Below are 24,418 nucleotides of genomic sequence, written 5' to 3'. Positions count from 1 at the left end.
ATGAACGCCCGCATCCCGTCTTCCGCCTTCCAGCCCGACCAGGCCCTGTCGCAACTCAGCCAGCGCTGGGACGAAGGAATCCTGCCGCAGCTGACCGACTACATCGCCATCCCCGCCAAGTCGCCCGGCTTCGCGCCCGACTGGGAGCAGCAGGGCCTGCTCGACCGCGTGCTGCGCAATGCCGCCGAATGGGTCGTGGCGCAGAAGGTGCCGGGCCTGAAACTCGAGATCGTGCGCATGCCCAGCCGCACGCCGGTGCTGTTCTTCGAGGTGGACGGCACCCAGCCGCAGGCCGCCAGCGGTCCCACCGTGTTGATGTACGGCCACCTCGACAAGCAGCCCGAGTTCGACGGCTGGCGCGCCGACCTGGGCCCCTGGACGCCCAAGTACGAGGACGGCAAGCTCTACGGGCGGGGCAGCGCGGACGACGGCTACGCCGTCTACGCCAGCATCGCCGCCGTGCAGGAACTGAAGCGCCAGAACGTGCCCCACCCGCGCATCGTCGGCCTGATCGAGACCTGCGAGGAAAGCGGCTCGCGCGACCTGCTGCCCTACATCGAGCAGCTGCGCCCCCGCCTGGGCGACGTGGCGCTGGTGATCTGCCTCGACTCCGGCGCCGGCAACTACGACCAGCTCTGGCTCACCACCAGCCTGCGCGGCATGGCCAGCGGCACGCTCAAAGTGGAGATCCTGACCGAAGGCGTGCATTCGGGCGACGCCTCGGGCCTGGTGCCCTCGTCGTTCCGCATCATGCGGCAGGTGCTCGACCGGCTGGAGGACTCCGCCACCGGCCGCCTGCTGCCCGCCAGCTTCCACTGCAACGTGCCGGCCGAGCGGCTGGCGCAGGCGCGCGCCACCGCCGCCATCCTGGGCGACGAGATCTACCGGCGCTTTCCGTGGGCGCACTACGACTGCGGCGGCTCCACCACCTTCGCGCTGCCCACCACCACCGAGCCGGTCGAGGCGCTGCTCAAGCGCACCTGGGAGCCCACGCTCAGCGTCACCGGCGCCGAGGGCTTTCCGGCGCTGCAGGACGCGGGCAACGTGCTGCGGCCCTACACCGCCTTCAAGCTCAGCCTGCGCCTGCCGCCCCTGGTGGACGCCGCCCGCTGCGTGCAGGAGATGAAGGCGCTGCTGGAAGACAACGCGCCCTACCAAGCGAAGGTCACCTTCGAATCCGCCGGCGCCGCCACCGGCTGGAACGCGCCCGACACCGCCCCGTGGTTCGAAAACGCGCTCAACGCCGCCAGCCGGGCGCAGTTCGGCGCGTCGTGCGGCTACATCGGCCAGGGCGGCACCATTCCGCTCATGAACCTGCTGAGCCAAGGCTTCCCGAAGGCGCAGATGATGGTCTGCGGCGTGCTCGGCCCCAAGAGCAACGCCCACGGCCCCAACGAATTCCTGCACGTGCCCTACGCCAAGAAGCTCACCGCCGCCGTGGCGCAGGTCATCGCCAGCCTGCCGCCCGCCGGCGCGGCCGAAGCCGCTGCCTGAATCCCTCGCCGCCGCAGCGCCCCGTGCCCGAGTCCGCGCCCGCCACGCTGAGCCCCTACACGGCCAGCGACGGCGAGAACCTCGCCGTGCAGGACTGGCCCGTGCAGGGCGGCGCGACGCGCGGCACTGTGCTGCTGGTGCACGGCCTGGGCGAGCATGCCGGCCGCCACGACGCGCTGGCGCGCCGTCTCAACGGCTGGGGCTTCGCCGTGCGCGGCTACGACCAGTACGGCCACGGCGAATCGGCCGGCCCGCGGGGCGGGCTGACGTCGGACACCCGCCTGCTGGACGACCTGGCCGATCTGGCCCGGGCCACCCGCGCCCGCCTGCCCGCCGGCCAGCCGCTGGTGCTGCTGGGCCACAGCCTGGGCGGGCTGGTGGCGGCGCGCTTCGTGGCGGAATCGTCGGCGAACGGGTGGCCGCCGGTCGACGCGCTGGTGCTCTCGTCGCCCGCGCTCGATGCCGGCCTGAACCCGCTGCAGCGCCTGCTGCTGGCCACGCTGCCGCGCATCGCGCCCGACCTGCGCGTGGGCAATGGCCTGGACGTGGACGCGCTCTCGCACGACCCCGCCGTGGCCGCCGCCTACCGGGCCGACCCGCTCTGCCACGACCGCATCAGCGCCCGGCTGGCCCGTTTCATCGCCGAGAGCGGCCCGGCCGTGCTCGCCCGGGCGGCCGACTGGCCCGTGCCCACGCTGCTGCTCTGGGCCGGCCAGGATCGGCTGGTGCGTCCGGCCGGCAGCGCCGCCTTCGCTGCCGCTGCGCCGCCGGCCATGGTGCAGGCGCACTGCTTCGACGCGCTGTTCCACGAGATATTCAACGAGCGGGACGCCGGCCCCGTCTTCGCCCGGCTGTCGCAGTGGCTGGCGGCGCAGTGCCCGGGCTGACCGGCGATTTTTTTACTCCAATCGGCCTCCAGCGCCCTTTGCATCGGCGCATGGTGCTATTGAAATGGTAGTGTTGGGTGGTTTCCTGGCCGGGGCGTGCCCTGGCTTCACTGACGGGCGTAGTCCCCTCTGGGCACCTTGTCCGCCTTCGTCTCCACCGGGTTGGCCGTAAGCGACTGCGCCGCGAAGGCGCGCATGAATTCACCGGCTTTGGCGACGGGCGCGGCGAGCCAGGCGGCGTGCGTGCCTTCGCTCAGGATGGCGGGCATGCGCTTTTCGCTGCCGGGCTGGCCGTAGCGGTGCAGCAGGGCGTGGCTGTTGGCGTTGACGGTGAGCAGGGTGAAGCTCAGCAGGGTGTCGCCGTCCGGCCCCGTCCAGCGGGCCCAGAGGCCGGCCACGCCCAGGGGCGCGCCGTCGATGCGGGCGATGCGCGTGGCCACCGGCTTGCCGCTGCGCAGGTCGTCCACATAGAACGCCTGCATCGGGACGATGCAGCGCTGGCCCTGCAGCCAGGCGTCGCGGAACGGGGTGGAGGTGGTGACGGTCTCCGAGCGGGCGTTGACCAGCTTGGGCGCGCGCAGCCGGCCGTCGGAAGCGGACTTGACCCAGTGCGGCACCAGGCCCCATTGCACCTGCAGCAGCTCGCGTTCGCGCTCGCGCTCCGGCGGCGGGGCATCGGCGGGGCTGTCAGGACCGGCCGTGGCGTCCGCCGTGCTGCCCTGCGGCGCCAGGCGGATCATGTAGCCCGGCTTGCGCGGCTTGATGCGGCGCTCGCCCAGGTCGGCGGGGGCGGGCACCTTGAACACGTCGGGATAGGCGTCGGGGGTGGTGAGGGCGTCGTAGCGGATCGTCATGCGGGCCATGGTACCCCGCCGGGCGCCCCATGCAGCATGAAAAAGGCCTCTGGCGCTTGATGTGCAAGCGCCTGAAGCTATTAAAAGAATAGCAATCGGAGCGGTGGAACGGGCGGGCGCAGGACGGCGGCCGCATTCCGCGCTCAGGTCATCCACGTCACCCGGTTGCGGCCTGCGGCCTTGGCGGCGTAGAGCGCGCGGTCGGCCCGCTCCAGCGTGTCCTCCAGCGCCTCGCCCGGGCGCAGGCAGGTCACGCCGATCGACACCGTCATCTGCAGCGGCGGGCTGCCGGGCCGCTCCAGCCGCTCGGCCGCGACGGCGTGGCGCACGCGCTCGAGCAGGTCGTCGGCCGGCGCGAGCGGGGTGTTGCACAGCAGCAGCACGAATTCCTCGCCGCCCCAGCGGGCCAGCACGTCGCTCGCGCGCACGCTGGCGCGCACGGTGCGGGCGAACGCCTGCAGCGCCCGGTCGCCCACCGCGTGGCCGTGGGTGTCGTTGACGGCCTTGAAGTGGTCGATGTCCAGCTGCGCCAGCAGCAGCGGCTGGCCCGAGCGCTGGGCGCGCAGCACCTCCAGGCGCAGCACCTCCAGCATGTAGCGGCGGTTGGGCAGGCCGGTCAGCTCGTCGTGCGTGGCCAGCTTGCGCACCTGCTCCACCGCCTGGGCCAGCTCGTAGCGCTGGCGGCGCAGGTGGTCGCGGGTGGCCTGCACGCGGCGGGTCAGGAAGGTGCAGCTGAGCAGCACCACCACGATCATGACGGCGTAGGCGAGCGACAAGGCCTGCGAATGGCCGGGTTCGCGGCGCCATTCGACCACCCCGCCGGCGATGCCGAAGAGCACCAGCGCATAGACCATCACGCCGATCATCTGGCGCGGCGTGAGCCCGAACATGCCGAACATCATCACCACCGCCAGGATGGGCAGCGCGATGCCGCGCGCCGGCCCGGCGATCACATAGGCCACCGCGTTGCAGGCGATGGCGTAGAGGATCTGCGCATGGGTGAGCGAGGGGTCGGCGAAGCGCAGCGAATAGCCGCTGCGGATCAGCCCATAGACGAGCACCAGGCCGGCGACGCACATCACCGTCCAGGCGTTCACCAGCCGCGAATCCGCCAGCCCGACCGCCGCGACGATGTGCATGGCCAGCATGCAGCAGAGCATCAGCAGCGCCGCCAGGCCCGCCATGGTCAGCCGCTGGCGCTGGCGCCGGTCGCCGGTCAGCACCCAGTCGTGCAGCCGCTGCCCCAGGCTGCGGTGGCGGCGGGGCGCCTGCCCGCCGGCCCGCGCAAGGTCGCCGTCGGCACGGTCCTGGGCCTGGCCAGGGTGCCAGGCGGCGGGCGAATCGGCCTCGTGCAAGCAGCGTCCTTTCATCAAAGTGGTGGCCTCGGCGGGGCTGCTTCGTTCATCGGGGGCCGTCCGGCGCATTCTAGGTTCGGCGCCGGCCGGCGTCAGCCCCGGGCTGGCGGAGCGAAGCGCGGCCGTGCAAGGGCGCTCGACGGCGGCGCACCGCGCCGGCGGGAACGGGCCCCGCCCCCGGATGGCAGGCAGCGGCCTGCGGCACGTCGCAAACATCGTGGTGGGCGAAGGCAGGCGCGCACGTAGGCGGAAACCGGCAGACCGCGCCGTGCCGCCAGGCGGGCGTTCGGCCCCCGGCATGACGGCCTGCCGGGCCGGTGCCCGTCAGCCGAACACCAGCTGGGCCAGTGCCGCCACCGAGGCCGTTTCCGCCCGCAGCACCCGGGCGCCCAGGCTGGCGGGCAGAAAGCCGGCGGCCAGCGCGGCGTCTTCCTCCTGCGCCGTGAGGCCGCCTTCGGGGCCGTGCAGCACCCAGACAGGGGCGTCGCCCGCGCCCGCCGCATCCCGCAGCGGGCGCGTGCCGGGCCGCAGCGACAGCACCAGCCGCGACGCACCGCCTTGCACGCCGCCTGGCACGCCGCGCAGGGCGTCGGCCAGCGGCAGGGGCGCGTGCACCAGCGGCACGCGGTTGCGGCCGCACTGCTCGCAGGCCGCCACGGCGATCGCCTGCCAGTGCGCCTGGCGCTTGGCGGCGCGCTCGCCCGAGAGCTTGAGCACGCTGCGCGCCGCGGCCACCGGCTGGATGCTGGCCGCGCCCAGTTCGGTGGCTTTTTCGACCAGCCAGTCCATGCGCTCGTTGGCCGGCATGCCCACCAGCAGGTGCACGGCGCGCGCGGCTTCGCGCTCGACGGGGTCGTGCGCGCCCACGTCCACGTCGACGTCGGAGCGGCCCATGCGCGTGACGGTGGCGGCATGCTCGCCGCCGCGCCCGTCGAAGAGCGTGATGGCATCGCCCGGCTGCAGCCGCAGCACCTGCACGTGGCGCGCGGCGGTGGGGGGCAGCGCGATGGCGGCGCCGGGCGCCAGCGGCAAGGGGCAGTGGAAACGGGGCATTGCTATTGAATTGATAGCTGCATGCGCTGATTTATCAAGCGCTGGCGGCTGATTTGCCTATGAAACCAGGCGGGTTGTCAGACCCGGCCGAAGGCGTAGCCCATGGGCGCCTGCGTACCCTTGATGTGGTCGATCACCTTGAGCAGCGGCCCCAGCTCGCGGTAGCGGTCGGCCGTGGAGCGGATGTAGCCGATGAACCGGGGCGTGTCGGCCAGGTAGCGGGGCTTGCCGTCGCGCAGCGTGAGCCGCGCGAAGATGCCGGCCACCTTCAGGTGGCGCTGCAGGCCCATCCATTCCACGCCGCGATAGAACTCGCCGAAGTCGTCGCCCCAGCCGCTGGCGCTGCCCGCGCCCAGCAAACCCGCACGGCGGGCCTTTTCCCAGTAACGCACGGTAATGTCGATGACGAATTCCTCGTCCCAGGAGATGAAGGCGTCACGCAGCAGGCTGGCGATGTCGTAGGTGACGGGGCCGTAGACGGCGTCCTGGAAGTCGAGCACGCCGAGCGGTGCGCGATCGCCATCGGGATGGGCCATCAGGTTGCGGGTCATGAAGTCCCGGTGCACGAACACCTGGGGGGCCGAAAGGTTCTCCCGCACGATGGCGTCGAAGGCGCGCTGCAGCGTCGCCTGCTGCGTCTCGTCCAGCACCACGCCGGCGCGGTGGCGGGCCACGTACCAGTCGGGAAAGAGGGCCAGCTCACGGCGCAGCAGCGGCTCGTCGTAGGCCGGCAGCACGCCGGGGCGAGAAGCCAGCTGCCACTGCAAGAGCGTGTCGGCCGCCTGCATGTACCAGGCGTGGGCGGCGTCGGGCCGGGCCGGGTCCAGCCGCTCGATCACCGTCTGCCGGCCCAGATCGCTCAGCAGCATGAAGCCGTTCGCCTCGTCCCAGGCCAGGATGTCCGGCACGCGCAGGCCCGCCGCCTGCATCAGCCCCTGCACATGCGCGAACGGGCGGCAGTCTTCCTTGTCGGGCGGCGCGTCCATCACGATGCAGCTGCCCCCGCCGGCGCGGTCCAGCCGCAGGTAGCGGCGAAAGCTCGCGTCGGCCGATGCCGGGCGCAGCGTGTGCGGCAGCACGCCGTGCGCGGCGGCCAGGGGCGCCAGCCAGGCATCGAAAGCGGCGTGGCGGGCGGGGTCGGCCCAGGCGACGGCGGCGGCACCGGGCACGGGCGAGGCGGCCGCGGGGGCCGGGGAGGAGGGTGGGTGGCTCATGGATAATCCGATTCTAGAACCCGGCCCGCCCCCCGCCGGGTGGCCCGCTGCGCCCGCGCCGCCCCGCCGAACGGCTGATTCCATGGACCGCCTCGCCTTGCCCGACCTGCTTTCACCGCCGACTTCCCCGCCGACCGCTGCCGCTGCATCCAGGGTGCGCTTCACCGCATCGAAGGTGCGCGCCACTGCAGTGCGCTTCGAGCGCAGCCGGCTGGCCCAGCTCGCCGCCTGGATGCTCTGCGGCGTGCCGCTGGGCGTGCTGGCGCAGATCGCCCCCGCCGACGCACCGGAGGCCGCCGCTGCCGCCAGCCCGGCCGCGCCGCTGCGCAGCAGCCCGATGCTGCAGGAAACCATCCCGGAGGGCACGCGCAGCCAGCTGCCCACCTTCCTCATGGGCGACCAGCTCATCGTGCAGCCCGACATCAAGGCCACGCTGGACGGCCACGCCGAGCTGCGCCGCGCCGACACCGTCATCCGCGCCGACCGCATGGACTACGACATGCCGGAGGACCTGGCCACCGGAACCGGCAACGTGCGCATCAACAGCGCGGGCAACGTCTACCAGGGCTCGCAGCTGCAATTGCGGGTCGATGCGTTCAACGGGTACTTCGACGACGTCAACTACCGGCTGCTGGCCAACTCCGCCCATGGCGAGGCCACGCGGGTGGACTTCATCGACCGCGACCGCACCGTGGTGCACAGCGGCAACTACACCACCTGCCAGCGCAACGACGAGGCCACCTGGCAGCCCGACTGGATCCTGCGGGCGCGCACCATCCGGCTGGACAAGGCCGAGGACGTGGGCACCGCCGAGAACGCGGTACTCGAATTCAAGGGCGTGCCCATCCTGCCGGTGCCACGCATCACCTTCCCGCTGTCCGACCGCCGCAAGTCGGGCCTGCTGCCGCCCACCGTCGGCATCGACAGCGTGAGCGGCATCGAGTATTCGCAGCCCTATTACTGGAACATCGCGCCCAACCGCGACGCCACCATCACCCCCACGGTGCTGAGCAAGCGCGGCGTGAACCTGGCGGCCGAGTTCCGCTACCTCGAACCCACCTACAGCGGCGAGCTGTTCGGCGACTACCTGCCCTCCGACCGCCTGCGCGACCGCGACCGCTGGGCCTACGGCATCAAGCACCGGGGCAGCATCGACAGCCCCATCGGCGGGCTGGGGCTGAACATCAACCTGCGCCGTGTGAGCGACGACCAGTACTGGCGCGACTTCAGCTTGCGCGGCGCGGGCGGCACCACCGCCGCCGACCGCCTGAACCAGCGCCTGCTGCCCGGCGAGGCATCGCTGTCATGGGCGCGGGGCGAGCATTCCCTGAGCGCGCGCATCGTCAAGTGGCAGACGCTGCAGGACGTCGATTCCCCCATCCTGCCGTCGTATGACCGGCTGCCGCAGCTGCACTGGCGCTATGCGCCCGTGCAGCTGGCCGGGGGCTTCGACGCCAGTGTGGACGCCGACTACACCGACTTCCACGCCGACCGGACGCTCACCGGCCAGCCCAACGCACGGCGCAGCTATGCCATGGCGCAGATCAGCCGGCCCTTCCTGGCACCGGCCGGCTTCATCACGCCGCGTGTGCAGCTGCATACGTCGCAGTACGAATTCGACGCGCCGCTCTCGAACGGCCAGCGCAGCTACCAGCGCACGCTGCCCACCTTCAGCCTGGACAGCGGCCTGGTGTTCGAGCGCGACACGCAGTTCTTCGGCCGCAGCTTCCTGCAGACGCTGGAGCCGCGCGCCTTCTACACCTACACGCCGTTCCGGGACCAGAGCATGCTGCCGGTGTACGACACGGCGCCGAACGACTTCAACTTCGCCTCCATCTACACCGAGAACGCGTTCGGCGGCAACGACCGCTTCGCCGACAACAACCTGCTGACGCTGGGCGTCACCAGCCGCCTGCTCGACTCCGACACCGGCGCCGAGGTGGTGCGCGGCGGCATCGCCCAGCGCCTGCGCTTTTCCGACCAGGACGTGACCATGCCGGGCGGCACGCCCGTGAGCGACCGGCTGTCCGACGTGCTGCTGGGCGCCGGCATCAACTGGACGCGGGAATGGGCGCTCGACTCGCTCGTGCAGTACAACCCCAAGACCGGCCGCTCGCTGCGCACCACCGTGGGCGCGCGCTACATGCCGGGCAGGTACCGCACCCTCACCGCCGCCTATCGCCTGCAGCGCGTGACCGACGTCATCACCGAGCCCAGCGAACAGATGGACGTGGGCTGGCAGTGGCCGCTGGCCCTGCCCTGGGGCGATGGCGGCAGCGCCGCAGGGGCCGCCGGCCGCGAAGGGGGCCGCTGGTACAGCGTGGGCCGGCTCAACTACAGCCTGAAGGACCGCCGCCTGGTGGATACCGTGGTGGGCGTGGAATACCAGGGCTGCTGCTGGATCGGCCGCGTGGTGCTCGAGCGCCTGCAGAACACCATCACCTCGGCCAATACGCGCCTCCTGTTCCAGATCGAGTTCTCCGGCTTCTCGCGCCTGTCGCTCGGCTCCAACCCGCTCACCAGCCTGCAGAAGAACGTGCCTGGCTACCAGGTGCTGCAACAGAACACCGCGGTGCCCAGCCGCTTCTCCAACTACGATTGACGCCCCGGCCCGGCCCGGCCCTGACCGCCGCGCCCCGGCGCGCCGGGCCCTACGGGAACCGCCACCCCGCCTCCACACTCTGAACACGCCATGAAACAACGCGCCATCACCCTCGGCCTGGCCTGCCTGACCGCCCTGGCGGGCACCGTGCCGCCGGCCGTCCACGCGCAGGGCCTGCGGCCTTCTTCCGGGACCGGGCTGAGCGCAGGCTCCACGGGCTCCGGCGCAGGCGGCTTTCCGCGCAACACGACCGCCATCACCCTGCCCGCCCCCGGCGGCAGCGGCAACGCCGCCGCGCTGCCGCGCCAGGCCGACTACATCGTGGCCGTGGTCAATTCCGAGCCCATTACCAACAACGAAGTGCGCACCCGCCAGGCCCGCATGGAGGCGCAGATCGCCGCCCAGGGCGGCGAGCGGCCCTCGCAGGCGCGCATCGCCAAGGAAGTGCTGGAGCGCTTGGTGCTCGAGAAGATCCAGCTGCAGCTGGCGGCCGAGGGCGGCATCAAGGTGGACGACCTGGCCGTGACGCAGGCCGCGCAGTCGGTCGCGCGCCAGAACAGCGTCAGCACGGACGAGATGTACCGCCGCCTGGCGCAGGACGGCATCAGCCGCGAGCGCTTCATGCAGGAGCTGCGCAACCAGCTGCTCATGCAGCGCCTGCGCGAGCGCGAGGTCGAATCCCGCGTGAAGGTGAGCGACCTGGAAGTCGACCAGTACCTGCGCGACCAGCAGAGCAGCGCCGACCCTTCCAAGTTCGAGATCAACCTGGGCCACATCCTGGTCGTGGTGCCCGAGGGCGCCGCGCCCGAGGTGGTGGAGCAGCGCCGGGCGCGCGCCCAGGCCGCGGCCGACCGCGTGCGCGGCGGCGAAGACTTCGCCACGGTGGCGCGCGATGTGTCGGAAGCGCCGGAAGGCGCCAAGGGCGGCGAGCTGGGCCTGCGCCCGGCCGACCGCTATCCCGAGCTGTTCCTCAACGCCACCGCCCGCACGGCGGTGGGTGGCGTCGTCGGGCCGGTGCGCTCGCCCGCCGGCTTCCACGTGCTGAAGGTGATCGAGAAGACGCGCCCCGGCGTGGCCGCCACGGCCATCCAGACGCATGCCCGCCACATCCTGCTGCGCGCCAGCCCACAGCTGTCCGAGGCCGCCGCCGCGCAGCGCCTGGCCGACTACCGCAGCCGTATCGAGGCCGGCACCGCCGACTTCGCCACGCTGGCGCGCGAACACTCGCAGGACGGCAGCGCCAAGGAAGGCGGCGACCTGGGCTGGGCCGGCCCCGGCCGCTACGTGCCCGAGTTCGAGGAGGCGCTCGCCAACCTCAGGCCCGGCGAGATCAGCCAGCCCGTGGTGTCGCGCTTCGGCGTGCACCTGATCCAGCTGCTGGACCGCCGCGAAGCCAAGCTCACGCAGCGCGAACAGCGCGACGCGGTGCGCGACGTGGTGCGCGAGAAGAAACTCGACGAGGCCTACGCCAACTGGATGCAGGAGATCCGGGGCCGCGCCTACGTCGAATTCCGCGACCCTCCCCAATGAGCGGCGGCGGCAAGCACGTTGCGCGCAAGCGCTTCGGCCAGCACTTCCTCAGCGACGGCGGCATCATCGACGCCATCGTCCGCGCCATCGACCCGCGCCCCGGCCAGCCCATGGTCGAGATCGGCCCGGGCCTGGCCGCGCTCACGCAGCCGCTGGTCGAGCGCCTGGGCCGCCTCACCGTCATCGAGCTCGACCGCGACCTGGCGGCCCGCCTGCGCCTGCACGGCCAGCTCGACGTGATCGAATCCGATGTGCTGAAAGTGGACTTTGCGCAGGTGGCAAAAGGCTTGGCTGCTCCTAAAATCAGAGTGGTGGGCAACCTGCCCTACAACATCTCCACGCCCATCCTCTTTCATCTGCTGGAGCATGTGGGCGTGATCGAAGACCAGCACTTCATGCTGCAAAAAGAGGTGATCGACCGCATGGTCGCATCGCCCGCCACCAGCGACTACGGCCGCCTGTCGGTCATGCTGCAGTGGCGCTACGCCATGGAAGACGTACTCTTCGTGCCGCCCGAGAGCTTCGAGCCGCCCCCGCGCGTGGACAGCGCCGTCGTGCGCATGGTGCCGCGCGCCGAGCCCGCGCCCGTCGCCCCGAAGCTGCTGGAAGAGCTGGTGCAGGTTGCCTTCAGCCAGCGCCGCAAGCTGCTGCGCCACACCCTGGGCCGCTGGCTGGAGGCCCGCCAGTTCGCCGGCACCTTCGACACCCAGCGCCGCGCCGAGGAAGTGCCGGTCGCCGAATACGTGGCGCTGGCGCAGGCGTGCGCCTGAACAGGGGACGTTAAGGCTGCGGCCTTGGTTGGCCGAAGGGATGAGTGCTGAGATGTGTAAGGGTGACAGGCAGCTTCAATCCGACCGCCCTTCCGGCGCATGGCAGAGGTAGCCTGTCGCATGTGACCCCGCAGCAAAATGCCGCCACGGCGCTTGGAACGGTCACGGCCCAAGGCCAGCAGCAGCTGCGCAAGGGCCGCCCCGCCGCGCTGGCTGCGTCCCCCTTCCCCTAGCGCGAAGCGCGTAGAGAAAAGGGGCTGAGGACCGCGGCTCACGGCCTGCCTGTGCAGGCCGGGACGTGACCGAAGAGCCGCAGCCTCAGGCGGCGGTGCGGAGGCGCGTAGCGCCTCAGGGGGATGTACGAATTCAGGCCGCAGCCAGCCAGTAACCCGCATTGAACGGGCTGCTCATGCGCAGCGCCAGCGGAGAGACGTCCACCAGCTTGTCGGTGGGCATCTTCTCGCCCGTGGCGGGCTCGATCACGATCCCGATGGCCGGTGCCGAGACTGCGGCGGTGTCGCTGCGGGCCTCGCTGGCCCGTTCTGCCTGGCCGGTGGTTGCAGAACGGGCTACAGAAAAGAATAGAAACAGCGGAACGGGATCTTGCGGTCGCCCCAGTAGTCGGCTGCGTCGCGAAAGATGTCGAGCAGCTGTTCGCGCGCTTCCTTGTCGAACTTCACGGTGGCGGGAATCTGTTCCAGCACCACGATGAAGCCCGGCTGCGGGCCCGATTTGTGCAACGGGTCCGTCATGCAGTCGTACAGCGCGTCGAAATTCTTGCCGAAGTGCGCCGGGAAGGTGAACTGCGCGGCAATCAGGTCGAGCACGTCCTGCTTGGTCTGCGCGTGCGCCAGGTTGGCATACAGGAAATGCTGCCCCAGGGTGCTGGCGGCGTTCTGCAAGTCCTGCACCCGGAAGGCCCGGATCGACTGCACGATATTGCCGCGCACGCCGCGCAAGGGGTTGTCCTGGTCTCTACGAAGTGGCGTTTCCATCTCCGCGCTCTTTCATTCAGATGTCTACAAAAAAGAAGTTCCGCAAGACCGGTGGGAGGATCCGACGGAGGAAAAATTCCCAGGCCATCCACGCTGGGTGCGCCTTGGCGCCACGGTGAACGCCAGTGGCGTTCAGTGCCTGGCCTATCCGTCATTCCTTGATTTCACGGAAGCTCGCGTAGTGGTCGGCGGTATAGAAGCAGGCGTCCGGCGTGCGGGGCGGGCCTCCGCAGACGATGCGCCTCGCGCCGCGATTGCGGGCTCCCGGTGTCCTGACGGTGTACTCGCGGTAATAACCGCGCCGGTTGGCCGGCAGCAAGCGTTCCCGGTTGCCGAACACCGTTCCGTCCTTGTCATGGGGGAAGGGGCCGCCTTGGCGGATCAGCGCGTAGGTGGTGCGCCCCTGGGGGGGCAGCTCGGCCAGCGTGATCGGAGGGGGAGCGGTGACTTCGGGGGCACTGCGGGCCGATGCCGCCAGGGGCGACAGCGTGAACGCCAGACCCAGTGCGCCTATCCCTACGGCCTTGCAACTTGCTTTGTACGCCTGCAGGGCGACAGCCTTCAACATCAACGACACCTTTCAGAAACTACGGGTTAACCCGAAATTTCGACCCGCAAGTGTGACGGAAAGGTGCCCAAAAAGCAAGCGCCTGCCCAAAGATTGGGCAGGCGCTCTGCGGTCGGAAGGTGGATAAAAGTTAGCGCTCGCTCGGCACCCGGCGCTTATCGGGCCACGTTGGCATCGGCCACGGTCAGCGCCGTCATGTTGACGATGCGGCGCACGGTGGCGCTGGCCGTCAGCACGTGCACCGGTTCGGCCGCGCCCAGCAGCACCGGGCCGATGGCGATGCCGCCGCCGGCCGCCGTCTTGAGCAGGTTGTAGGAGATGTTGGCCGCGTCGATGTTGGGCAGCACCAGCAGGTTGGCGCTGCCGGCCAGCGTGCTGTGGGGCATGACCTGGGTGCGCAGCGCGGCATCCAGGGCCACGTCGCCGTGCATCTCGCCGTCCACTTCCAGCCAGGGGGCCTGCACGCGCAGCAGGTCCAGCGTCTGGCGCATCTTGACGGCGCTGGGCTGGTTGCTGGAGCCGAAGTTGGAATGCGACAGCAGCGCGGCCTTGGGCTTGATGCCGAAGCGCATCATTTCCTCGGCGGCCATGATGGTGATCTCGGTCAGTTGCTCGGCGGTGGGGTCGTAGTTGACGTGCGTGTCCACCAGGAACACCTGGCGGTCGGGCAGCATCAGGCCGTTCATGCAGGCGTAGGTGTTCACGCCCGCACGCTTGCCGATCACCTGGTCGATGTAGTTCAGGTGGTGCGCCGTGTGGCCCCAGGTGCCGCAGATCATGCCGTCCACCTCGCCCTTGTGCAGCAGCATGGCGGCGATCAGCGCCAGGCGGCGGCGCATCTCGATCTTGGCGATGGGCACCGTGATGCCCTTGCGTTCCGTCATGCGGTGGTAGGTCTGCCAGAAGTCGCGGTAGCGGTGGTCGTTCTCGACGTTCACCACGTCGTAGTCCACGCCTTCCTTCAGGCGCAGGCCGAACTTCTCGACGCGCTGGGCGATGATGGCCGGGCGGCCGATCAGCGTGGGGCGGGCGATCTTCTCGTCCACCACGATCTGCGCGGCGCGCAGCACGCGCTCTTCCTCGCCCTCGGCGTAGGCCACGCGCTTCTTGGCGGCCAGCTTGGCGGCGCTGACGATGGGCTTCATCATCGTGCCGGAGGCATAGACGAAGGTCTGCAGGTGGTCGCGGTAGGCGTCCATGTCGGCGATCGGGCGCTGGGCCACGCCGCTGTCGGCAGCGGCCTGGGCCACGGCCGGCGCGATCTTGATCATCAGGCGCGGATCGAACGGCTTGGGGATCAGGTATTCGGGACCGAAGGCCAGCGGCTCGCCCACATAGGCGGCGGCCACCACCTCGCTCTGCTCGGCCTGCGCCAGCTCGGCGATGGCATGCACCGCGGCGATCTCCATCTCCAGCGTGATGGTCGTGGCGCCGCAATCGAGCGCGCCGCGGAAGATGTACGGGAAGCACAGGACGTTGTTGACCTGGTTCGGGTAGTCGGTGCGGCCGGTAGCCATCACCACGTCGCCGCGCACGGCGTGCGCGTCCTCGGGCGTGATTTCCGGATTGGGGTTGGCCAGCGCGAAGATCACAGGGCGCGCCGCCATCTTGGCCACCATGGCAGGCTTGAGCACGCCGCCGGCCGAGAGGCCCAGGAACACGTCGGCGCCTTCGATGACCTCGCCCAGCGTGCGCAGGTCGGTCTTCTGGGCGAACTGGATCTTGTCCTCGTCCATCAGCTCGGTGCGGCCTTCGTAGACCACGCCGGCCAGGTCGGTGACGAACACGTTCTCGCGCTTCAGGCCCACCTTCAGCAGCAGGTTCAGGCAGGCGAGGGCCGCGGCGCCGGCGCCGGAGGCCACCAGGCGCACTTCGCCGATGTCCTTGTTCACCACCTTCAGGGCGTTGAGCATGGCGGCGGCCACCGTGATGGCAGTGCCGTGCTGGTCGTCGTGGAACACCGGAATGTTCAGGCGCTTGCGCAGCTCGCGCTCGACGTAGAAGCACTCGGGCGCCTTGATGTCTTCCAGGTTGATGGCGCCGAAGGTGGGCTCCAGCGCGGCGATGACCTCGACCAGCTTGGCCGGGTCCTTCTCGTTGATCTCGATGTCGAAGACGTCCACCCCGGCGAACTTCTTGAACAGAACCGCCTTGCCTTCCATCACCGGCTTGGAGGCCAGCGCGCCGATGTCGCCCAGGCCCAGCACGGCCGTGCCGTTGGAGATCACGCCCACCAGGTTGCCGCGCGAGGTGTAGCGGAAGGCGGCGGCGGGGTCCTTGACGATCTCCTCGCACGGAGCGGCCACGCCCGGCGAGTAGGCCAGCGCCAGATCGTGCTGGTTGACCATCTGCTTGGTGGCCGCGATGGCGATCTTTCCCGGCTTTGGAAACTCGTGGTATTCGAGGGCTGCTTGGCGCAGCAGGGCGCGTTTGTCTGGCGTGGCGCTGACCGGGGAGTTATCGGACATCAAGGGGTCTCCAGCTATGTGAAAGTCTGCCAGACCGCGCCAACAGAGCGCTCCAGGGCGCGTCGGGGTCTTGGGGGAGTGCGATTGTAGTCAGCCCGCCGTAGAAACCCTGGTAAGTAATTCGTCTTAATCCAAGCGAAGCACCCATGACCTCCAGACACCCACCGCCCCGCCAGCCGTTCAGGCCGGATCGAGCGGAAACACCGGCCGGCGCACGTTCCTGAACGGAAACAGCGCGTAGTTGGAGCTCGTCACCCCGGTCGGGCTGTCGCACTCGACCAGCGCATGCGAGAGCGGCACGAACACCGGCCGGCAGTACATGCGCGACTTGAGCAGCACGAAGTGGTGGGCCGTCGGGTCCACGCCCACGCAAGAGAACACGCCCAGGTCCCAGGGCTCGTGCGTGCGCTCGGTGACCACGATGCGCGCCCGGCCCGTGTCGAACAGCACCGTGCGGCCCATGGCGCAGCGCTGGCCGGTGTAGATGGGGCCGGTGACGGTGTATTCGCCGTCGCTGATGGCCACCACCGTGCCCTCGACGGCCACCGGCTCCTTGGCCACGCCGAGCTGGGTGAGCGGCACCTTGTTGCCCAGGCGCACGGTGGCGCGGGCACCCGTGCCCGCCGCGACGAGTTCGGCGACGGCCTCGGGGTCGCACAACGGGCCCACGGCGATGTCCTGCAGCCCTTCGGCCAAGGCCGCCTGCAGCACGTCCATCGAATCGCAGGTGCCGCCGGACATGCAGTTGTCGCTGTGGTCCAGCAGCAGCACCGGGCGGTCCGCGCCCTGGGCCAGGGCCTGGGCGCGGCGCAGCGACGCGTCCAGCGGTTCGCTGTCGTAGACGAACTCCGCACGCTCCTCCCAGATGGCGGCGGCGATGCGGTCGGCGGCGGCCTGTGCCGGCGCGGGGTGGTCAGCATCGGCGGTGACGACCACGCTCATGCAGGGCGCCTCGATGTCGGCAAGCGAGAAACCCGCGAACACCGTGGCGGCGGGAATGCCTTCGGCCTCGGCCGCGCGCGCCGCGTCCACGGCGCGCAGCATCGCGCCCTGCAGCGTGGTGCTGCGCAGCGTGTGGCCCATCATCGGCAGCGGATGCCAGCGCACGGTGTAGCGCGCCCGGCCCTGCAGCATGTCCAGCAGCAGGCGGCCGGCGTGCTCGCCGGTTTCGTACATGTCGATGTGCGGATAGGTCTTGAAGCCCACCATCACGTCGGCGTGGGCGACCATCTTGGGCGTGATGTTGCCGTGCAGGTCCAGCGCCACGGCCACGGGCACGCCCGGCGCGGCGGCGCGCACGCGCTCCAGCAGGTCGCCTTCGCCGTCGGGGCTGTTCTCGGCCACCATGGCGCCGTGCAGGTCCAGCAGGATGGCGTCGCAGCCGGGCGCGGCCTCGACGATGCGGCGGGTGAGCTCGTCGTAGGCGGCGGCATGCACCGGGCCGCTGGGGTTGGCCATGGCCGATACGGGCGTCACCATCTCGGCGTTCAGGCTGCGGGCCAGGTCGATGAACGCCGCCATGGCGGTGCGCATGTCCAGGTTGTCCTGCAGCGCCTCCTGCCCGTAGCGGGGCGAGAAGGCTTCCAGCGGCGTGGGCACAGGCGAGAAGGTATTGGTCTCGTGGTTGAGCCGCGCGATCAGGAACTTCATCGTCATGCCGCCACCCCCGCGCTGCGCAGCATGGCGTGCAGCAGCACGTTGCAGCCGGCCTCCAGGTGCTCGGGCTCGGCGTCTTCGATCTCGTTGTGGCTGATGCCGTCCGCGCACGGCACGAAGACCATGGCCGTGGGCGCCAGGCGTGCGAGGTAGACGGCGTCGTGCCCGGCGCCGCTCACCACGTCCATGGCGCTATAGCCCAGCGCGGCCGCGTCGCTGCGCACGCCTTCCACCAGTTCGGGGGTGAAGGGCTGCGGCGGGAAGTACACCACCTGCTCCACCGCCATGGGCGTGCGGCGGGCCGTGCCGATGCGTTCGCAGGCCGCACGCAGGGCGGCGTCCATCTGCAGCAGCACCGCGTCGTCGGCGGCGCGCAGGTCCACCGTCATGCGCACGCTGCCGGGGATCACGTTGCGGGAACTCGGGAACACCTCCAGCACGCCCACCGTGCCGCGCGCGTGCGGCGCATGCGCCAGGGCAATGCGGTTCACCTCTTCCACCAGGCTGCTGGCCGCCAGCAGCGCGTCGCGGCGCAGGTCCATGGGCGTCGGGCCGGCATGGGCTTCCATGCCCTGCACGGTCACGTCGTACCAGCGCTGGCCCAGGGCGCCCTGCACCACGCCGATCACGCAGCGGTTGGCTTCCAGCACCGGCCCCTGCTCGATGTGCGCCTCGAAATACGCGCCCACCGCGGGCGTGGGGGTGGCCTCGCCGGCATAGCCGATGGCGGCGAGCGCCTCGGCCACGCTGGTGCCCTGGCCGTCGCGCTGCGCCAGCGCATGCTCCAGGGTGAAGGCCCCGGCGAACACGCCCGAGCCCATCATCACGGGCACGAAGCGCGAGCCTTCCTCGTTGGTCCACACCGCGACTTCGATCGGGGCCTCCGTCTCGATGCCGGCGTCGTTCAGGCTGCGCACCACCTCCAGGCCGGCCAGCACGCCGTAGTTGCCGTCGAACTTGCCTCCGGTGGGCTGGGTGTCGATGTGGCTGCCGGTCATCACGGGCGGAAGGGCGTCGTTGCGCCCGGCGCGGCGCGCGAAGATGTTGCCGATGGCGTCGATGCGCACGCTGCAGCCGGCCTCGCGCGCCCAGCGCACGAACAGGTCGCGGCCCTCGCCGTCCAGCGCGGTGAGCGCCAGCCGGCAGACGCCGCCCTTCGGCGTGGCGCCGATGCGCGCCAGGTCCATCAGCGATTGCCACAGCCGCGCGCCGTTCACGCGGGCCCGCAGCGCGGGGGGAGAAGTCTTCATGTCCACGATGGGTGATCCTGAATGGGGTTCGGAACTAGGCGAGGCCGACGCCCAGGTAGCGGTCTTTCGTCGCTTCATCGGCCAGGAAGGCTTCGTTGCGGGCTTCGTGCACGACCGCGCCCTGTTCGATGATGTAGTGGCGGTCGGCCAGCTGGGTGCAGACCTCCAGGTTCTGCTCCACCAGCAGGATGGCCACGCCCGCGGCCTTGATCGCCTTCAGCTGGGACACGATCTCCTCGACGATCACGGGCGCGAGGCCCTCCACGGGCTCATCGAGCATGAGCAGGCGCGGGGCGTTCATCAGCGCGCGGCCGATGGCCAGCATCTGCTGCTCGCCGCCCGAGAGCTGGCCGCCGCCGTTGCTGCGGCGCTCCTTCAGGCGCGGGAAGATGCGGTAGATGTCCGGCAACTGCCAGGGCGACTGCTTGCGCTGGCCCAGCAGCAGGTTCTCTTCCACCGTCAGCAGCCGGAAGATGCCCCGGTGCTCGGGCACCAGGCACACGCCGCGCTGCGCGATGCGGTGCGCGGGCAGGCCCTGCACGTCTTCGCCCTGGAAGCGCACGCGCCCGGCGCTCGGTTGCACCACGCCGCAGATGCTCTTGAGCGTGGTGGTCTTGCCCGCGCCGTTGCGCCCGAGCAGCGTGACCAGTTCGCCGTTGTCCACGTGCAGGTCGATGCCCTGCAGCACGTGGCTCTTGCCGTAGTGGGCGTGCAGCCCCTCGATCTGCAGGATGCCCGTCATGCCTTGCCTCCGGTGATCATGTTGCCCAGGTAGGCGCTGCGCACGCGCTCGTCGCTGCGGATCGCGTGCGGATGGCCCTCGGCCAGCACGCGGCCCTGCTGCATGACGGTGACGGTGTCGGAGATGTCCATCACGATGTTCATGTTGTGTTCGATGAGTACCACGGTGTGCTCGTCCTTCAGGCCCTGGATCAGCCGCTTCATGTCGTCCAGGTCGTCGATGCCCATGCCCGAGGTGGGCTCGTCCAGGAAGATCGCCTTCGGGCCCGCGGCCAGCGCCATGCCCACTTCCAGCCGGCGCTGCTGGCCGTGCGAGAGGTTGCCCACGGGCGTATCGGCATGGCGCTCCAGGCCCAGCCGCGCCAGCACGCGGGCCACCACGTCGGCGCGGGAGCGGGCGCCCACCGGCGCGCTCCAGCAGTTGAGCGCCTGCGCGGGCGCCGTGCCCTGGGCGGCCAGCCGCAGGTTCTCGCGCACCGGCAGCGTGAGAAAGAGGCTGGTCACCTGGAACGAGCGCGCCATGCCGCGCTGCACGCGGCGGTGGTCCGGCTCGCGCGTCACGTCGTGGCCGTCGAACACGATCCGCCCGCCGCTCACCGCCTTGGTGCCGGTGAGCATGTGGAACAGCGTGGTCTTGCCCGCGCCGTTGGGGCCGATCACCGAATGCACGGTGTTGGCGCGCACCTTCAGGTCGACGCCCGAGAGCGCGGCGAACTTGTCGTAGCGCTTCTCGATGCCGATGGCTTCCAGCAGGATGGGTGATGCCGTGCTCATGCTTTGTCTCCCGTGCCGGCAGGGATGGCGTCCGCGGCGTGCTTCGCGCCGCGCAGGCGGTCCCAGGCCGATTCGAACAGGCCCCAGAGGCCGCGCTGCATGCCGAGGCTGATGACCATCAACACCACGCCCAGCAGCAGCAGCCAGCGCGGCCAGAGGGTGGAGAGCCAGTCGCCCACGATCAGGTAGAAGGCCGCACCGAGCAGCGAGGCCAGCAGGTTGCCGGTGCCGCCGATCACGGTCATCACGAGGATCATCTCGCTCGTGTGGTATTCGGCGCTCGCCAGCGGGGCGACGCCGGTCATCATGGCGTGCAGCGCGCCGGCCAGGCCCGTGACGGCGCCGGAGATCACGAACGCCTGCAGCTTCAGCAGCTTCAGGTCGTAGCCGATGGCGCCCGCGCGCTCCTCGTTGTCGCGCACGGCCAGCAGGGTGCGGCCGAACACCGATGCCGACACTTTCTGCAGCAGCCAGAAGGCAACCAGGAACACCACGGCGACGAAGCCGTAGTATTGCCAGGGCGAGGCGAGCGGCCAGAACGTGAAGCCGCCTACGGCCAGCGAGGGGCGGGGGATGTCCATCAGGCCGTTGTCGCCGCCCGTGAGGCCGGGCATCGAATAGGCGAGGAAGTAGAACATCTGCGCGAAGGCGAGCGTCAGCATCACGAAGTAGGTGCCGCGCTGGCGGATCGCGACCCAGCCCACCAGCGCCGCGCCCACCGCGCCCGCCACCACGGCGAGCGCCAGGGCCAGCGGCATCGGCAGGGGCCAGCGCGTGAGCGTCAGGGCGATGGTGTAGCTGCCCAGCCCGAAGAAGATGCCCTGCCCGAAGGAGAGCAACCCCGTGTGCCCGAGCAGCAGGTTGCAGCCCATGGCCGCGAGGCCGTAGATCAGCACCTCGCTGGCGAGGGACCCGGACTGCATGGTGAGCGGCATCGCCAGCACGAAGGCCAGCGCCAGCAGCAGGTGGAAGTGTTTGCGCAAGATCGTCATGGCGGTGTTCATCCTTTGCGGCCCAGCAGGCCATGCGGGCGCAGCAGCAGCACGGCGGCCATGGCCACGTAGATCATCAGGCGCGCGCCCTCGGGCCACACGGTGCTCATCACGCTCTGCACGATGCCGATCAAAAGGCCCCCGACCAGCGCGCCGCCGAAGCTGCCCATGCCGCCCACCACCACGACCACGAAGGCCACGCCCAGCGCCTCGATGCCCATGAAGGGCTCCGCGCCGCGGATGGGCGCCGCCAGCACGCCCGCGATGGCGGCGGTGGCCGCGCCGAGCGCGAACACCAGGCTGAAGATGCGGAACACGTTGATGCCCAGCAGCGACACCATCTCGGTCGATTCGCTGCCTGCGCGCACCGCGCTGCCCAGGCGCGTGCCTTCGAGCACCCACCACAGGCCCACGGCCAGCACGGCGGTGAAGCCGATCACGAAGAGCCGGTACTTCGGGTAGACGAAGCTGCCCCACATCACCACGCCCTGCAGCAGATCGGGCACGGCCACGCTGTCGCCCAGCGGCCCCCACTGCAGGATCACCAGCTCCTGCACGGCGAGCGCCAGGCCCACGGTGACGAGGATGTGAAACTCGTGCGGCTTGGCGTACACGTGGCGCAGCACCAGCTTTTCGGTGAGCCAGCCCAGGGCGCCCACCACAAGCGGCACCACCGCCAGGGCGAGCCAGAAGCTCAGGCCCCAGCGCGTCATTTGGTAGCAAAAATACGCGCCCAGCAGGTAGAACGCGCCGTGCGCGAAGTTCACGAAGCGCAGCAGGCCGAACACGATGGACAGGCCGACCGCCAGCAGGAAATACAGCATGCCGATGCCGATCCCGTTGATGACCTGTAGCAGGTAGATGCTCATGGAGTGGGGCAGGAGGGAAGGATGAAGCCCCGCCGCAGCGCGGCGGACGGGGCGGCGGCGCGCAGGGGCGCGGTCAAGCCAGCTTGCAGCCGGTCTGGTCCACCGGCAGGAACGACCGGCCGGAGCTCACCACGTCCACGTAGTCGTCCTTGTTGGCCATCTTGGCCTTCGGCTTGCCCTTGAGCAGGTAGTAGTTCTTGAGCACCTGGTGGTCGGCCTTGCGGACTTCTTCCTCGCCCGTGAGGCCCGCGTACTTCATGCCCTCCATCGCCGCGACCACGGCCTTCGGCTCCACCGTGCCGGCCTTGATGATCCCGTCGATCAGCAGCTTGGTGCAGATGTAGGAGCCTGCCAGGCTGTAGTTGGGGTTGGACTTGAATTTCTCCTGGCTGCGCTTGACCAGCTCCAGGTTCAGCGGGGCGTCCACGGTGTGCCAGTACTGCGCGCCGAAGTAGATGCCGTCGCACAGGTCCGCGCCCAGCGACTCGAACTGCTCCAGCCCCGAGGCCCAGGCGATCAGGATGGTCATGTTCTTGTGCATGCCGAAGCTCACCGCCTGGCGCAGTGCGTCCGACGACTGCGAGCCGAAATTCAGCAGCAGCAGCACGTCGGGCTTGGCGGCCATCGCGTTGGTGAGGTAGCCGCTGAATTCCTTCTCGGTGAGCGAGTGGTAGCTGTTGCCCACGTGCTCCAGGCCCTTTTCCTTGAAGACGTTCTTGGCGGCCGACAGCAGGCCGTCGCCGAACACGTACTGCGGCGTGATGGTGTACCAGCGCTTGGCCTTCGGCAGCGCGTCGGACAGCGGGCGCACGGTCTGCTCGATCGCGCCGAAGGTGGGCACCGACCAGCGGAACGTGGCGGTGTTGCAGTCCTTGCCGGTGATCTCGTCGGCGCCGGCGGTGGTGATAAAGATGCCGCCGGCCTTTTCGGCCTCTTTGCCCATGGCCAGCGATTCGGACGACAGGATGCCGCCCGCGAAGAAGCGCGTGCCCTGCTGCTGCGATGCCTCCTGCACCTTGCGCACCGCGGTGGCGGGCTTGCCCTCGGTGTCGAGCACGGTGTAGGCCAGCGGGCGGCCCAGGGCCTTGCCGTACTGCTCGATGGCCAGCTTCATGCCCAGGTCGGCGAACTTGCCGTTCGCGGCGAAGGCGCCCGACATGGGCACGGGGCAGCCGAACTGGATCGCGCCCGTGGACTGCGCCCAGGCGCTGCGCGAGATGCCCAGCGATGCCGGCAGGGCAGCCAGGGCGGAGAGTTGCAAGAGGTGGCGACGTTGCATGGGAGGGCTCCTGTGGGGGTGGGTTCGGCTGGCCATCGGGCCTTGGCACAGCGTTTTGCAAAGCACATGGCGTGCCACGTGGTTTTTCGTATTTATAGTGATAAATAGAAGAAATGCGGTGCAGGTAAACCCTGCCCGCCGCGTCGCCGCCCGTTCGTGGTGCATACACTGCGCCACGGGCCGGCGGTGACACCCTTCATGCACCACGCCGCGCTCCTCCCGTCTTCAACCTGCAACGCACCATGGCCACGAAACCGCCCGCCGGCAAGCCGATCAAGACCCTCAAGCGCCCCGACCTGGTGGCGCAGGAGATCAAGCGGCTCATCACCGAGAAGAACCTGAGCCCGGGCGACCGCCTGCCGCGCGAGGTCGAGCTGCAGGCGCAGTTCGGCGTGAGCAAGGGCACCATCCGCGAGGCGCTCAAGTCGCTGGAGGTGCAGGGACTGGTGACCATCTCCACCGGCCCCTCGGGCGGCGGCACCATCGCCGAAGTGCCGCTCGACCGCACGCTGCAGTTCCTGCAGAACTACCTGTTCTTCCAGGACGTGACGATCGACAACATCTACGCGGTGCGGCAGTTCCTGGAGCCGGAGCTGGCGGCCGGCGCCGTGCCGCACCTGACCGATGCCGACTTCGAGGCGCTCGAGCACAGCATCGCCTGCTGCGACCCCCATTCCAGCAGCGAAGACCTGCTCGCCCAGCGCCGGGAAGACGTGAACTTCCACGACATCCTGGCGGCGGCCAACCCCAACCCGTTCCTGCGCTTCACCTGCGAGCTGATCAACGAGATGCTGCGCCAGCTCATCGTGTACGGCAACCGCACGCCCAAATCGGAACACCGCCGCTTCGGCGAGACCAATGCGCAGTTCCACCGCGAGATCGTGCAGGCCGCCCGGGCGCGCGACGCGGCCTTGGTGCGCGACCTGATGGCGCGCCACATGCTGGACGCCGCCAGCAGCGTCAAGCGCATGAAGGGGCGCATCCAGGGCCGGCTGATCCTGGATGCCGAGACGCTGCGCGGCCCGCGCGCCGCCCCGCTGCGCGGACGGCCATAGGACTCGGCATCG

At 70.0% G+C, this 24,418-nt stretch carries 20 protein-coding genes; 6 read left to right on the top strand and 14 right to left on the bottom strand.

The annotated features are described in order from the left end of the window. Together ABWV53_RS05520 and ABWV53_RS05515 are read left to right on the top strand one after the other, a co-directional pair. A complete protein-coding gene (locus ABWV53_RS05520) occupies positions 1-1,494 on the top strand; it encodes a M20 family metallopeptidase (protein WP_353363759.1) in 1,494 nt (497 codons plus the stop codon). 23 nt (positions 1,495-1,517) lie between these two features. After that, entirely contained in the window at positions 1,518-2,381 is an 864-nt protein-coding gene (locus ABWV53_RS05515) for an alpha/beta hydrolase (RefSeq protein ID WP_353363757.1), read from the top strand. Between the two features lie 107 nt (positions 2,382-2,488). Here ABWV53_RS05515 and ABWV53_RS05510 read toward each other — a convergent pair whose 3' ends face one another. The 4 genes from ABWV53_RS05510 to ABWV53_RS05495 all read right to left on the bottom strand — a co-directional run bounded on the left by ABWV53_RS05510 (position 2,489) and on the right by ABWV53_RS05495 (position 6,857). Continuing rightward, positions 2,489-3,235 (bottom strand): SOS response-associated peptidase, encoded by a 747-nt coding sequence (locus tag ABWV53_RS05510; protein ID WP_353363755.1) that lies wholly within the window; start codon positions 3,233-3,235, stop codon positions 2,489-2,491. Positions 3,236-3,378: 143 nt separating this feature from the next. After that, a complete protein-coding gene (locus ABWV53_RS05505) occupies positions 3,379-4,419 on the bottom strand; it encodes a diguanylate cyclase (RefSeq protein WP_502903843.1) in 1,041 nt (346 codons plus the stop codon). A gap of 495 nt (positions 4,420-4,914) precedes the next feature. Then, a complete protein-coding gene (locus ABWV53_RS05500) occupies positions 4,915-5,643 on the bottom strand; it encodes a 16S rRNA (uracil(1498)-N(3))-methyltransferase (protein ID WP_353363751.1) in 729 nt (242 codons plus the stop codon). Positions 5,644-5,720: 77 nt separating this feature from the next. Continuing rightward, positions 5,721-6,857, bottom strand: coding sequence for an aminoglycoside phosphotransferase family protein (locus tag ABWV53_RS05495; RefSeq protein WP_353363749.1), 1,137 nt, complete (start codon positions 6,855-6,857; stop codon positions 5,721-5,723). Between the two features lie 82 nt (positions 6,858-6,939). Here ABWV53_RS05495 and ABWV53_RS05490 point away from each other — a divergent pair, with 82 nt between their 5' ends. The 3 genes from ABWV53_RS05490 (at position 6,940) to rsmA (ending at position 11,759) form a co-directional block, all read left to right on the top strand. Further along, entirely contained in the window at positions 6,940-9,459 is a 2,520-nt protein-coding gene (locus ABWV53_RS05490) for an LPS-assembly protein LptD (protein ID WP_353363747.1), read from the top strand. 90 nt (positions 9,460-9,549) lie between these two features. Beyond that, positions 9,550-10,989 carry a peptidylprolyl isomerase gene (locus tag ABWV53_RS05485; protein ID WP_353363745.1) on the top strand — a complete coding sequence of 480 codons (1,440 nt, stop codon included), beginning with the start codon at positions 9,550-9,552 and terminating at the stop codon, positions 10,987-10,989. Then, complete coding sequence (rsmA, locus tag ABWV53_RS05480; RefSeq protein WP_353363743.1) at positions 10,986-11,759, top strand: 16S rRNA (adenine(1518)-N(6)/adenine(1519)-N(6))-dimethyltransferase RsmA; 774 nt, start codon at positions 10,986-10,988, stop codon at positions 11,757-11,759. The genes ABWV53_RS05485 and rsmA overlap by 4 nt, the downstream gene beginning before the upstream one ends. A 569-nt stretch (positions 11,760-12,328) precedes the next feature. Here rsmA and ABWV53_RS05475 read toward each other — a convergent pair. From ABWV53_RS05475 to ABWV53_RS05430, 10 genes are all read right to left on the bottom strand, one after another. Next, positions 12,329-12,754 (bottom strand): barstar family protein, encoded by a 426-nt coding sequence (locus ABWV53_RS05475; RefSeq protein WP_056661609.1) that lies wholly within the window; start codon positions 12,752-12,754, stop codon positions 12,329-12,331. A 151-nt stretch (positions 12,755-12,905) separates the two neighbouring features. After that, positions 12,906-13,322 (bottom strand): guanyl-specific ribonuclease, encoded by a 417-nt coding sequence (locus ABWV53_RS05470; protein ID WP_353363740.1) that lies wholly within the window; start codon positions 13,320-13,322, stop codon positions 12,906-12,908. A 155-nt stretch (positions 13,323-13,477) separates the two neighbouring features. Continuing rightward, positions 13,478-15,790 (bottom strand): NADP-dependent malic enzyme, encoded by a 2,313-nt coding sequence (locus ABWV53_RS05465; RefSeq protein ID WP_353363738.1) that lies wholly within the window; start codon positions 15,788-15,790, stop codon positions 13,478-13,480. Between the two features lie 180 nt (positions 15,791-15,970). Beyond that, positions 15,971-17,440 (bottom strand): M81 family metallopeptidase, encoded by a 1,470-nt coding sequence (locus tag ABWV53_RS05460; protein ID WP_353364302.1) that lies wholly within the window; start codon positions 17,438-17,440, stop codon positions 15,971-15,973. Positions 17,441-17,442: 2 nt separating this feature from the next. After that, complete coding sequence (locus tag ABWV53_RS05455; RefSeq protein ID WP_353363736.1) at positions 17,443-18,696, bottom strand: Zn-dependent hydrolase; 1,254 nt, start codon at positions 18,694-18,696, stop codon at positions 17,443-17,445. Between the two features lie 34 nt (positions 18,697-18,730). Next, on the bottom strand, positions 18,731-19,438 hold the full coding sequence (locus ABWV53_RS05450; protein ID WP_353363734.1) for an ABC transporter ATP-binding protein: 708 nt from the start codon (positions 19,436-19,438) through the stop codon (positions 18,731-18,733). Further along, positions 19,435-20,211 carry an ABC transporter ATP-binding protein gene (locus ABWV53_RS05445; RefSeq protein WP_353363732.1) on the bottom strand — a complete coding sequence of 259 codons (777 nt, stop codon included), beginning with the start codon at positions 20,209-20,211 and terminating at the stop codon, positions 19,435-19,437. Before ABWV53_RS05445 ends, ABWV53_RS05450 begins: the two co-directional genes overlap by 4 nt. Then, complete coding sequence (locus tag ABWV53_RS05440; RefSeq protein ID WP_353363730.1) at positions 20,208-21,203, bottom strand: branched-chain amino acid ABC transporter permease; 996 nt, start codon at positions 21,201-21,203, stop codon at positions 20,208-20,210. Before ABWV53_RS05440 ends, ABWV53_RS05445 begins: the two co-directional genes overlap by 4 nt. Before the next feature lie 8 nt (positions 21,204-21,211). Continuing rightward, positions 21,212-22,072 carry a branched-chain amino acid ABC transporter permease gene (locus ABWV53_RS05435; RefSeq protein WP_013597079.1) on the bottom strand — a complete coding sequence of 287 codons (861 nt, stop codon included), beginning with the start codon at positions 22,070-22,072 and terminating at the stop codon, positions 21,212-21,214. A gap of 73 nt (positions 22,073-22,145) precedes the next feature. Continuing rightward, positions 22,146-23,351 (bottom strand): ABC transporter substrate-binding protein, encoded by a 1,206-nt coding sequence (locus ABWV53_RS05430; protein WP_353363727.1) that lies wholly within the window; start codon positions 23,349-23,351, stop codon positions 22,146-22,148. Positions 23,352-23,593: 242 nt separating this feature from the next. On the opposite strand from ABWV53_RS05430, the gene ABWV53_RS05425 reads away from it, so the two are divergent. Further along, positions 23,594-24,406, top strand: coding sequence for a FadR/GntR family transcriptional regulator (locus tag ABWV53_RS05425; protein WP_353363725.1), 813 nt, complete (start codon positions 23,594-23,596; stop codon positions 24,404-24,406). Positions 24,407-24,418: the final 12 nt, after the last annotated feature.

Source organism: Acidovorax sp. FG27, assembly GCF_040365715.1.
Taxonomy (GTDB): Bacteria; Pseudomonadota; Gammaproteobacteria; order Burkholderiales; family Burkholderiaceae_C; genus Paracidovorax.
Note: the sequence above shows the minus strand (reverse complement) of the source record. Positions and strands in the feature narration are given on the sequence as shown.

Coding starts and splice junctions, on each gene's coding strand:
- ABWV53_RS05520 (WP_353363759.1), top strand. CDS start 1: ATGAACGCCCGCATCCCGTCTTCCGCCTTCCAGCCCGACCAGGCCCTG.
- ABWV53_RS05510 (WP_353363755.1), bottom strand. CDS start 3,235: ATGACGATCCGCTACGACGCCCTCACCACCCCCGACGCCTATCCCGAC.
- ABWV53_RS05505 (WP_502903843.1), bottom strand. CDS start 4,419: ATGGCGGGCCTGGCGGCGCTGCTGATGCTCTGCTGCATGCTGGCCATG.
- ABWV53_RS05500 (WP_353363751.1), bottom strand. CDS start 5,643: ATGCCCCGTTTCCACTGCCCCTTGCCGCTGGCGCCCGGCGCCGCCATC.
- ABWV53_RS05495 (WP_353363749.1), bottom strand. CDS start 6,857: ATGAGCCACCCACCCTCCTCCCCGGCCCCCGCGGCCGCCTCGCCCGTG.
- ABWV53_RS05490 (WP_353363747.1), top strand. CDS start 6,940: ATGGACCGCCTCGCCTTGCCCGACCTGCTTTCACCGCCGACTTCCCCG.
- ABWV53_RS05485 (WP_353363745.1), top strand. CDS start 9,550: ATGAAACAACGCGCCATCACCCTCGGCCTGGCCTGCCTGACCGCCCTG.
- rsmA (WP_353363743.1), top strand. CDS start 10,986: ATGAGCGGCGGCGGCAAGCACGTTGCGCGCAAGCGCTTCGGCCAGCAC.
- ABWV53_RS05475 (WP_056661609.1), bottom strand. CDS start 12,754: ATGGAAACGCCACTTCGTAGAGACCAGGACAACCCCTTGCGCGGCGTG.
- ABWV53_RS05470 (WP_353363740.1), bottom strand. CDS start 13,322: ATGTTGAAGGCTGTCGCCCTGCAGGCGTACAAAGCAAGTTGCAAGGCC.
- ABWV53_RS05465 (WP_353363738.1), bottom strand. CDS start 15,790: ATGTCCGATAACTCCCCGGTCAGCGCCACGCCAGACAAACGCGCCCTG.
- ABWV53_RS05460 (WP_353364302.1), bottom strand. CDS start 17,440: ATGAAGTTCCTGATCGCGCGGCTCAACCACGAGACCAATACCTTCTCG.
- ABWV53_RS05455 (WP_353363736.1), bottom strand. CDS start 18,696: ATGAAGACTTCTCCCCCCGCGCTGCGGGCCCGCGTGAACGGCGCGCGG.
- ABWV53_RS05450 (WP_353363734.1), bottom strand. CDS start 19,438: ATGACGGGCATCCTGCAGATCGAGGGGCTGCACGCCCACTACGGCAAG.
- ABWV53_RS05445 (WP_353363732.1), bottom strand. CDS start 20,211: ATGAGCACGGCATCACCCATCCTGCTGGAAGCCATCGGCATCGAGAAG.
- ABWV53_RS05440 (WP_353363730.1), bottom strand. CDS start 21,203: ATGACGATCTTGCGCAAACACTTCCACCTGCTGCTGGCGCTGGCCTTC.
- ABWV53_RS05435 (WP_013597079.1), bottom strand. CDS start 22,072: ATGAGCATCTACCTGCTACAGGTCATCAACGGGATCGGCATCGGCATG.
- ABWV53_RS05430 (WP_353363727.1), bottom strand. CDS start 23,351: ATGCAACGTCGCCACCTCTTGCAACTCTCCGCCCTGGCTGCCCTGCCG.
- ABWV53_RS05425 (WP_353363725.1), top strand. CDS start 23,594: ATGGCCACGAAACCGCCCGCCGGCAAGCCGATCAAGACCCTCAAGCGC.